The following is a 10,191-nucleotide window of genomic DNA, read 5'->3' as shown; positions in this document are numbered from 1 at the left end:
TTTTAGATATTAAATAAGCCTAAGCTTATTTGAAGGCTATTATCTATTTTTAGCATCATACTCTTATCTAGACAACCTATCTTTTCTCTAAGCCTCTTTTTATCAATCGTTCTAATCTGCTCTAAGAGAATAACAGAATCTTTATTTAATCCATACTCGTTGGCAGCTATTTCAATATGTGTAGGCAATTTAGCTTTGTTGATTTGCGATGTTATTGCCGCCACTATTACAGTAGGACTGTATTTATTTCCGATATTGTTTTGAATTATCAAAACAGGCCTAACTCCTCCCTGTTCCGAGCCAACTACAGGACTTAAATCAGCATAATATAAATCTCCTCTTCTTATCTCAGAGTTGAGATTACTCAACTTTTGCCATGTCTCCTTCAGAATTATTATCCAAAGAAATCTCATCTGTCATTCCTAATTCAGCTAATGAAAGATTAATTTTACCCATTTCTTTATAACCCTTTATCATCGTTTCCTTTAAACTTATTTTTTTCTTTTGAGTTATATAAAACTGAAATGCAGCATTTGCAAAATCCTCTCGATTACTATTTTCCATTTGAATAATTTTATCTACTTCAGATAAAATTCCCTCTGGCAAAGTAAATACAATTTTTTCTTTGTTCTTATTGTTCACAAAACCGCCTCCTAGGAATACTATCTATTCTAATTTTAACAAATAGATGCACGAATGTAAAATTGCATTTCTTACCATTTAACACATGTCAATATACAATCCAGTTAATAGTATTCTTTTCATTATTTTTATTTACACTACCCTTCTCTATGTGTTATAAAACAAATTATTTTAATCTGGTTATTAGCTTAATTGTATTAATGAGATTCTTGTAAAATTTTTAGAAGCTATGTTATCTAGATTATTTTTATAAGTATTTAGTTTTTACTCTCAAAATCGGTATATTCTACAATAAATTTTTTCTCGCCTTCATTATCTAGTATTTCCATTTTTACAGGATTTTTAGTCTTTTTATCTATATACAATATTTGCTTGCTGAAATAAATATTCTCTGGTATGTCTATTTCTAAGGCTAATAGATCTCCACTGTAAAAGTTCATTCTGACAGATTCTTTTCGTGCGTAATCTTGTATAAAATCTCCTACAAATAGATATAATTTATTATTACCTACTTTAGGTAATTCTATAACATCTCCTAAGCTTTGATTTTTAATTACTATTTTATTCTCATAATACTCCATAGTTTTTCCTTTTAGATTTTCTGGTTCTATTATTTCTAGTTTGTAATACGATGGTTTTTTATAGGTTTGATTTATTATGTATTTACTTTGGCTTTTGTTGTTAATGACAGTTATATCGGCTGTACACGTGTACGATGTAATATAGTTTATTTTCTTTTGAAAATCAGAATATATCTCTTCTTTGGTTTGCTGTTTTACTTTGCTACATCCTATTAAAGGCAGTATTATACACATACATAGGACAAATAATGCTATTGATTTTCGTTTAAACACATATACCACTTCCCTTCTTTTCTTTTATATTAATATTCAGGTTAGTGGTAAATTATTATTTTTATTAGCTTTTTATTTGATTGTATTTTTTAGTCTTCAGTAATTATTAGAGAGTTAGCTACTGCATAGTTCTCACTATGAGATATACTAACCTTTATTTCTTTAACACTATATTTTATGCAAATCTCATTTAGATTATTATATGTATTTACAATAGGCTTGCCTAAATCATCTCTTAAGATTTCTATATCCTTTAGGTTAAAACCCCTTACTCCTGTTCCTATAGCTTTGCTTATAGCTTCCTTAGCCGCGAAATTTCCAGCTATACTTTCGCTTCTAAGATTGTTTTGTTTAAAATATTCTACTTCCTTCTCAGTGAAGTTTCTCTCTAAAAATCTCGGCGTTCTTTTTAGAACCTTTTCTATTCTATCTATCTCTATAATATCTATACCTATTCCAAGTATATTCATAATCGATACCTCTCAAAATTTTAAAAGGAGTTATCTTTTTAGCCCTAAACTATTTTCGATAACTCCTCATATATTCATTATATCCTATAATGCTTCTTTTTTAGCCTCATCATCCCATGAAGCAGCTTCTGTTAATATAGTTGTTTTTTCTTTATTAACAGTGATAAATCCACCAGAAATTTTACCTTCTCTGAATTTACCATCTTTTTTTACTCTTAGTTGTCCTTCAACTAATCCTGCTACAAATGGTATATGGTCCTTCAAAATAGCTCTATCGCCTTTTGTAGTTCTCATTATTACCATTTCAACTTCATCATTATAAAAGACTTTTTCAGGAGTTACTATCTCTAATGCAAATTGGCTTGCCATAGACTAACACTCCTTCCCTTTCTCAACTGCTTCATCTATAGTTCCAACAAATAAGAATGCAGATTCTGGTAAATCATCGTGTTTACCTTCTAGTATTTCTTTAAATCCTCTTATAGTTTCTTTTATTGGAACATATTTACCTGGAATACCTGTAAATTGTTCTGCAACTGTAAATGATTGAGATAAGAATCTTTGTATTTTTCTAGCACGAGCAACTATTAACTTATCTTCGTCACTAAGTTCATCCATACCAAGTATAGCGATTATATCTTGTAATTCTTTATATCTTTGAAGTATAGATTGCACTCCTCTGGCAACTTCGTAATGTTCTTTACCTACTATATTAGGGTCAAGTATTCTAGAAGTTGATTCAAGTGGATCAACTGCTGGATATATACCTAATGATGATATTTGTCTAGATAAAACTGTTTTTGCATCTAAGTGAGTGAATGTTGTAGCTGGTGCTGGGTCAGTTAAGTCATCGGCAGGTACATATACTGCTTGAACTGATGTTATTGACCCTTGTTTAGTTGATGTTATTCTTTCTTGTAATGCACCCATTTCTGTAGCAAGTGTTGGTTGGTATCCAACGGCAGAAGGCATACGTCCTAAAAGCGCAGAAACTTCTGAACCTGCTTGAGTGAAACGGAATATATTATCTATGAATAATAAAACGTCTTGGTTTTCTTTATCTCTGAAATATTCAGCCATTGTAAGACCACTTAATGCAACTCTCATTCTTGCTCCAGGTGGTTCATTCATTTGTCCGAATACTAGAGCTGTTTTATTTAAAACTCCAGACTCTTTCATTTCGAAGTATAAGTCATTACCTTCTCTTGTTCTTTCTCCAACACCTGAGAATACTGATATACCACCATGTTGTTTAGCTATATTATTTATAAGCTCTTGTATAAGAACTGTTTTTCCAACTCCGGCACCACCGAATAGACCGATTTTACCACCTTTTAGGTATGGAGTTAATAAGTCAACTACTTTTATACCAGTTTCAAGCATTTCAGCACTATCTGCTATTTCGTTGAATTCTGGAGCAGGCTTATGTATTGGTTCTCTAGGAGCATCTTCTGGAGCTTCAAATCCATCAACTGGTTCACCAAGAACGTTGAATATTCTTCCTAGAGTTTTATTTCCAACAGGTACAGCTATTGGTTTTCCTGTATCTACAGCGTCCATACCTCTTACTAATCCGTCAGTTGCACTCATTGCTATACATCTAACTGTATCATCACCTATATGTTGTGCAACTTCGGCAACTATTTCTTTATCTCCTAACTTTATAACTAACGCGTTTAATAAGTTAGGTAGGCTTTGTTCATTATCAAATTTAACATCTAGTACAACCCCTACGATTTGTACTATTTTACCTACGTTGGCCATTTCCTAACCTCCTTATTTTAGAGCTTCAACTCCACCAACAATTTCTGTTATTTCTTGAGTTATTGAAGATTGTCTAGCTCTATTGTAACTTAATTCTAGAGTAGAAAGCATTTCGTCTGCATTATCTGATGCTGACTTCATCGCATTTCTTCTTGCTGATTGTTCTGATGCAAAAGATTCTATCACACCGTCATATATAATTCCTGATACGTACTTAGGTATTATATAACTTAGGACAGCCTCTGGTGATGGTAAATATTGAACTCTAGCTTTTCTTCCTTCTTCTTTTGATTTTACTTCAGTTTCGTCTTTTTCAAAAACTAATGGTAAAATTTTTATTAATTTAGGACGTTGTACTAGAGGTGATACGAATTCTGTATAAGAAATGTACACTTCATCTACTTCACCTTTTTTATATAAATCCATTGCAGTATTTGCAATTTCTAATGTTTTTTCATAATCACAATTTTCTACATTATCTTGAGATACTAATAAATCGTAGCCCTTCTTTGAGAAGAACTCTACAGCTTTCTTACCTACTGCTATAACCTTTTCTTGTTTTCCATCCATATGAGAAGTTGTAAGCTTGAATATATTTGAGTTATATCCACCAGCTAGACCTCTATCCCCAGCTATTACAATGTAGCATCTATTTTTTACTTCTCTTTGTTTTAAAAATACGTCTCTAACACCTCTTGTGTTAGTAGCTATATCCTTAACTGTTTCGTACATTGTATTGAAATATGGTCTACTAGCTAGAGCTCTATCTTTAGCTCTTCTCATTTTAGATGAAGCGACTAATTCCATAGCTTTTGTAATTTGTTGCGTACTTTGAACACTGTTTATACGATTTTTAATCTCTTTAATTCCAGCTCCCAATTAGTTCACCTCCTTTTTTAAAAAGGACCCTTATTCAACAACAAATGTCTTTTTAAATTCACTTATTGCTGAACTTAAATCAGTTGTGAAATCCTTATTTGCCATTATTTTTTCACTTAATTGAGGATAATTAGCATCTATAAATTTGAATAATTCAGATTCAAATTTAGATAATGCTTCAACTGGTATATCATCTACAAATCCATTTGTAACAGCAAATATTATCATAACTTGGTCTGTAACTTTAAGAGGTGCATTTTCACCTTGTTTTAAAACTTCAACGATTCTTTCACCTTGATCAAGTCTTCTCTTTGTATCTGCGTCTAAGTCAGATCCAAATTGAGAGAATGATGCAAGCTCTCTATATTGAGAATAAGAAAGTTTTAATGTACCAGCAACTTTTTTCATAGCTTTAATTTGGGCATCCCCACCAACTCTTGATACAGATATACCAGGGTCAACTGCTGGTCTTACACCTGAGTAGAATAATTCTGGTTGTAAGTAAATTTGTCCGTCAGTGATTGATATAACGTTTGTTGGTATATACGCAGAAACGTCACCTGCTTGAGTTTCTATTATTGGTAAAGCAGTCATTGATCCTCCGCCTAATTCGTCAGATAATTTAGCTGCTCTTTCTAATAATCTTGAATGCAGATAGAAAACATCTCCTGGGTATGCTTCACGTCCTGGTGGTCTTCTAAGTAATAGTGACATTTCTCTGTAAGCAACTGCTTGTTTACTTAAATCGTCATATATTATAAGAACGTGTTTTCCATTGTACATAAATTCTTCACCCATTGCAGCTCCTGCATATGGTGCTAAGTATTGAAGTGGTGCAGATTCTGAAGCTGTTGCAGAAACAACTATAGTGTAATCCATTGCTCCACCTTTTTCTAGTTTATTAACTAATTGTGCTACTGTTGAACGTTTTTGTCCTATAGCAACGTATATACATATAACATCTTGACCTTTTTGGTTTAAGATTGTATCTAGAGCTATAGTAGTTTTACCAGTTTGTCTATCGCCTATTATAAGCTCCCTTTGACCTCTACCTATTGGTATCATTGAGTCGATAGCTTTTATACCTGTTTGTAATGGTTCGTAAACTGATCTTCTTGCCATTATACCAGGTGCTCTAGTTTCAACTGGTCTAGTTTTAGTTGTAGCTATTGGTCCTTTACCATCTATAGGTAAACCAAGTGGACTTACAACTCTACCTATCATAGCTTCACCAACTGGAACTTCAACTATTCTTCCAGTTCTCTTTACTATATCTCCTTCTTTGATTCCACTGTCATCACCGAATATAACGGCACCGACAACGTCTTCTTCTAAGTTAAGAGCCATCCCAAATACTTCTCCTGGGAATTCAAGTAATTCACTTGACATAGCATTTTCTAGTCCATAAACTGTAGCTATACCATCCCCAACTTTTAGGACGCTTCCTGTATCTGTTAATTCTATTTTATTATCATAGTTCTTTATTTGTTGTTTAATTATAGAACTGATTTCTTCAGGTCTTAAGTTCATGGGTTCACCGCCCTCCTACGAAATTACTTGAGAAAGTTGATCTTTTAAACCATCTAGACGAGTTTTTATTGTTCCATCTATTTCAGTATTACCAAGTCTTACCAAGACTCCACCTAAGACACTCTTATCAACTTTGTTCTCTAAAGTAACATTTTTATTATATTTTTTAGAAAGCTCACCTTCAAGCTCTTTTATTTTCACATCAGACATAGGAACTGCACTTATTACATATCCTTCTAAGATATTGTTCTTTTCATTTAGCAATTCCTTATATGTAGTCTCTATTGCTTTTAAAGAATTAATTCTTCCTTTTTCTATTAAAACCTTGAAAAAGTTCTTTAGGTCATTGTCTACTTTTCCTGCAAATAATGCATCGACTAATTGAATTTTTTCAGATTTTGATACTAATGGAGACTTCATAACATTATTTAATTCTTTATTTGTAGTAATTAGAGAAGATACTTCTTTTAGTTCATTATATAGGCGATCGATTTTATTTTCTTCTTCACCTATTTGAAATAGAGCTTCAGCGTATCTGTTAGCTATTACATCTATCATTTAGCTTCCCCTACCTCTTTTATAAATTTTTCGATTAAATCTTCATGTTTAGATTTATCTATATCTTCTTCTAATACTTTAGATGCTGCTAGTATAGCTATATCTGATATATCATTTCTGATTTCAGCAATAGCTTGTTCTTTTTCTTGAGCAATTTCTTTAGTTGCTTTAGCTTTTAATGAAACTGCTTCAGCTTGTGCATCAGAAATTATTTGGTTAGATTTTTCTTCGGCTCTAGCAGTAGCCTGTTTGATAATTTCTCTACCTTCTTCTTTTGCTATGCTAACTTTTTCTTCATATTCTTTCTTTAAAGCTATACCTTCATTCTTAGCTTTTGCACCTTCTGCTAAATCTTCTTGAATCATATTTTCTCTTTTTTCAATTATATTTAGAACTGGTTTAAATAATATTTTTTTCAATACTAAGAATAGTATAACTGTATTTATAATCTGGAATAATAATTCCCATGATACGGTTACTACTGGTTTAAAATCCATAACTATTCCTCCTCTTGACAAACCCTAAAACTTACATTTAGGAGATGACCAAACACCTCCCAATTGTAAATTAAAAAATATTTTTATATAACTTTTTATACCCATGGATTTGCGAATAAAAGGATTATAGATATAACTAGACCATATATACCAGTTGATTCTGCAACTGCTGCCCCTAAAAGCATTGTAGAGATTATATCCCCTTTAGCTTCTGGTTGATTACCAACTGCTTCTGCACCTTTACCTGCTGCGAATCCTTGTCCTATTCCTGAACCTATACCTGAGCAAACTGCGATTCCTGCTCCTATAGCAGATCCTAATACCATTAATGCTTGTTCCATAATAAATTCCTCCTTAAAAGATATAAATTTTTAATTTTTCCTTTTTTGATAAATTGATAATTTTTTAAATTTTTAGCTTACTACTCTGTTGCATTTGATACAAATACCATTGTTAACATTACAAATATAAAGGCTTGCAAGCAACCTGCAAACAAGTCAAAGTATAGATGTAAAGGCACCGGTATCACTAATTGTAAGAATGGGATTGATACACCAGGTATTAGCGTTGATATATATGCTAATAATTGATAAAGAAGTCCCATAATTACTGTACCACCTAATATGTTCCCAAATGGACGGAATGTAAGTGATATTGGAGTTGCAATTTCACTAACTATATTCAAAGGGAATAATAGCGGAACTGGTTCGAATAAACCTTTCCAATAAGCAATTCCTTTTGCTTTCATACCCTCGAAATAAATTAAGAATACAGTAAGCAATGCCCATCCAAGTGTAGTATCAACATCAGTTGTTGGAGACTTAAATCCAACTAAACCAATTAAGTTTGAACATATAAAGAATAAAAATAATGCGCCTATGTAATAGAACATATTAGGCATCTTTTTAAATATGTCCTTACCCATGTTACTTTCAACTAGATTTTTTAGTGTTGTAACTCCATATTCTAACATTATTTGAACCTTGCTAGTTGGAACTACTTTTAAATTTCTAGTTAGTAAAAATGATACTATAATTAAGAAAGCCATTATTATCCAACTTGTAACTACAGTCTCACTTATACGAAAACCATTTGAAAACGTAATAATCCATTGTGCGTATTTCACAACTATACCTCCTTTCTTTTAAATTTTGATGCTATTAATGTTTTTATAAATATAACAACTTGAGTACTTATTAATCCTATTGCTGTTCCTATTATATGTAAATTAGGGTTCTTAACAGATACAATAAGCGCTGCAGCAGTTATTGTAAGCCTTATCATATACCTAACCCCAGTATATGCCTGAGCCTTTCCTGGTGGTAGATTTACTGCCTTTTCTAATGTCAATGCTAATAGTCTAAAGTTAAGGATCGCTATGACACTACCAAATATAATCCCAATAAGCATAGGCATACTAAATTTTGATATAAGCACCAATACTATAACTGCGGCTATATCAAATATCGGAACACCTAATGTAACTGCCTTAACTTCTTTTGATACTTTGACATCCATCTAATCACTTCCCTTTCGTGTATTTACGAAGAACTTTATACACAGAGTTAAATGCACTTGCTACTCCTAACACCAAGAATATAACCATAAATATAGGGTCTGTATTTAATTTGGAATCTATAAATCTTCCTATAAAAAAGCATCCAAATATACAAACTAATACGATTATACCTAATTGGGTTATTAGGGACCACATTTCTGCTACTATGCTAAATACACTTCTGTTTTTCATGATATAAACACACCTTTTTGATTTAATTTGCAAAACACATATATATTTTGCCTTTTTTTAAATATATTACCATATTTTTAAAATAAATATATAAATTTAATTAAAATTATATATTTATTTTTATTATGAATATGTTATTTTTTGTATATTTATTATACATTTATAGTATATCACTATTTTAATCTTTAATTATTATTTTTTAAAGTTAACAACTTCTATTCCTGCTTCTTCTAAAATCTCACTAGATAGCTCATCAGGGTAGTCTCCTAAGTAAACGATTTTTTCTATACCCGCATTTATGCACATTTTAGCGCACATAACACATGGTCTCGTAGTTACATATAAAGTTGAACCATTTATATTAATTCCATTATGAGCTGCTTGAATTATCGCATTTTGCTCTGCATGTAATGCCCTACAAAGCTCGTGTCTTTGTCCTGAAGGAATTTTAAGTTGTTCTCTCTTACATCCTATTTCTTCACAATGTTTTAATTTTTTTGGTGAACCATTATAACCTGTTGTTAAGATTTGTTTGTCCTTTACTATAACAGCACCTACCTGTCTTCTAATACAAGTCGAACGCTTTTTTACTATTTCGGCTATTTCCATAAAATATTCGTCCCATGATGGTCTCATACTCAATCCTCTTTTCATAATAATAAATATTTTATTTATTACGTATTTATAGAATATTTAGCTTTTAGTATTTTAAAGGACCTATATAGTATAGATCCTCTTTTTTATTAAATTATTTAGTACCAAATATTCTATCTCCTGCATCACCTAATCCTGGAACTATATATCCATGATCATTTAATTTTTCATCTATTGCTGCTACAAATATATCTACATCATCGTGATATTTTTGTACTTCTTGTATACCTTCTGGAGCCGCAACTAAATTTACTAATTTTATATTTTTCGCTCCTTTAGCCTTTAATACATCTATAGCTGCTATAGCAGAACCACCTGTTGCAAGCATTGGGTCTACAATTATCATTTCTCTTTCTTGAATATCTTGTGGTAACTTACAATAATATTCAACTGGCTTTAAAGTTTCTGGATCTCTATATAGACCAACATGACCTATTTTAGCTGTTGGAACTAATGTTACAAATCCTTCAACCATCCCTAAACCTGCTCTTAGTATTGGTACTATTCCCAATTTTTTACCAGATATGACTTTTGACTTCGTTGTAGTTATAGGTGTTTCTATTTCTATTTCTTCTAACGGTAAATTTCTTGTT

General features: G+C 31.6%; 16 protein-coding genes. All 16 read right to left on the bottom strand.

Translation table 11 applies throughout. The annotated features are described in order from the left end of the window. Positions 1-2 precede the first annotated feature (2 nt). Positions 3-413, bottom strand: a complete 411-nt coding sequence (locus ACI3VO_RS15605) for a type II toxin-antitoxin system PemK/MazF family toxin (RefSeq protein ID WP_320924865.1) — start codon at positions 411-413, stop codon at positions 3-5. Then, positions 361-642, bottom strand: coding sequence for an antitoxin (locus ACI3VO_RS15600; RefSeq protein ID WP_290691538.1), 282 nt, complete (start codon positions 640-642; stop codon positions 361-363). The genes ACI3VO_RS15605 and ACI3VO_RS15600 overlap by 53 nt, the downstream gene beginning before the upstream one ends. 257 nt (positions 643-899) lie before the next feature. After that, positions 900-1,496, bottom strand: coding sequence for a germination lipoprotein GerS (gerS, locus tag ACI3VO_RS15595; RefSeq protein ID WP_439758798.1), 597 nt, complete (start codon positions 1,494-1,496; stop codon positions 900-902). An 89-nt stretch (positions 1,497-1,585) separates the two neighbouring features. Then, positions 1,586-1,966 carry a holo-ACP synthase gene (gene acpS, locus ACI3VO_RS15590; RefSeq protein ID WP_439758797.1) on the bottom strand — a complete coding sequence of 127 codons (381 nt, stop codon included), beginning with the start codon at positions 1,964-1,966 and terminating at the stop codon, positions 1,586-1,588. An 84-nt stretch (positions 1,967-2,050) separates the two neighbouring features. Continuing rightward, complete coding sequence (locus ACI3VO_RS15585; protein WP_439758796.1) at positions 2,051-2,335, bottom strand: hypothetical protein; 285 nt, start codon at positions 2,333-2,335, stop codon at positions 2,051-2,053. A 3-nt stretch (positions 2,336-2,338) separates the two neighbouring features. Continuing rightward, positions 2,339-3,730 carry a F0F1 ATP synthase subunit beta gene (gene atpD / locus ACI3VO_RS15580; RefSeq protein ID WP_439758795.1) on the bottom strand — a complete coding sequence of 464 codons (1,392 nt, stop codon included), beginning with the start codon at positions 3,728-3,730 and terminating at the stop codon, positions 2,339-2,341. A gap of 12 nt (positions 3,731-3,742) precedes the next feature. Continuing rightward, on the bottom strand, positions 3,743-4,609 hold the full coding sequence (atpG, locus tag ACI3VO_RS15575; protein ID WP_439758794.1) for an ATP synthase F1 subunit gamma: 867 nt from the start codon (positions 4,607-4,609) through the stop codon (positions 3,743-3,745). A 30-nt stretch (positions 4,610-4,639) separates the two neighbouring features. After that, positions 4,640-6,139, bottom strand: coding sequence for a F0F1 ATP synthase subunit alpha (atpA, locus tag ACI3VO_RS15570; RefSeq protein WP_439758793.1), 1,500 nt, complete (start codon positions 6,137-6,139; stop codon positions 4,640-4,642). A 15-nt stretch (positions 6,140-6,154) separates the two neighbouring features. Then, on the bottom strand, positions 6,155-6,697 hold the full coding sequence (locus ACI3VO_RS15565) for a F0F1 ATP synthase subunit delta (RefSeq protein WP_439758792.1): 543 nt from the start codon (positions 6,695-6,697) through the stop codon (positions 6,155-6,157). Further along, positions 6,694-7,194: a F0F1 ATP synthase subunit B gene (gene atpF / locus ACI3VO_RS15560; RefSeq protein WP_439758791.1), complete on the bottom strand. Its 501-nt coding sequence runs from the start codon at positions 7,192-7,194 to the stop codon at positions 6,694-6,696. The genes ACI3VO_RS15565 and atpF overlap by 4 nt, the downstream gene beginning before the upstream one ends. 95 nt (positions 7,195-7,289) lie before the next feature. Then, the gene (atpE, locus tag ACI3VO_RS15555; RefSeq protein ID WP_439758790.1) at positions 7,290-7,535 is read right to left on the bottom strand and encodes an ATP synthase F0 subunit C; all 246 of its coding nucleotides are present in this window, start codon (positions 7,533-7,535) and stop codon (positions 7,290-7,292) included. Between the two features lie 80 nt (positions 7,536-7,615). Further along, positions 7,616-8,320, bottom strand: coding sequence for a F0F1 ATP synthase subunit A (gene atpB, locus ACI3VO_RS15550; protein ID WP_439758789.1), 705 nt, complete (start codon positions 8,318-8,320; stop codon positions 7,616-7,618). Positions 8,321-8,322: 2 nt separating this feature from the next. After that, positions 8,323-8,712 (bottom strand): ATP synthase subunit I, encoded by a 390-nt coding sequence (locus ACI3VO_RS15545; protein ID WP_439758788.1) that lies wholly within the window; start codon positions 8,710-8,712, stop codon positions 8,323-8,325. Positions 8,713-8,716: 4 nt separating this feature from the next. Then, positions 8,717-8,944, bottom strand: coding sequence for an AtpZ/AtpI family protein (locus ACI3VO_RS15540; RefSeq protein WP_439758787.1), 228 nt, complete (start codon positions 8,942-8,944; stop codon positions 8,717-8,719). A gap of 192 nt (positions 8,945-9,136) precedes the next feature. Continuing rightward, a complete protein-coding gene (locus ACI3VO_RS15535; protein ID WP_290687111.1) occupies positions 9,137-9,580 on the bottom strand; it encodes a deoxycytidylate deaminase in 444 nt (147 codons plus the stop codon). 112 nt (positions 9,581-9,692) lie between these two features. Further along, positions 9,693-10,191: uracil phosphoribosyltransferase (gene upp, locus ACI3VO_RS15530; RefSeq protein WP_439758786.1), on the bottom strand; the 499-nt coding region annotated here is incomplete at its 5' end.

Origin of the sequence: Intestinibacter sp. (assembly GCF_051866655.1) — a bacterium.
Classification (GTDB): Bacteria; Bacillota; Clostridia; order Peptostreptococcales; family Peptostreptococcaceae; genus Intestinibacter.
Note: the sequence above shows the minus strand (reverse complement) of the source record. Positions and strands in the feature narration are given on the sequence as shown.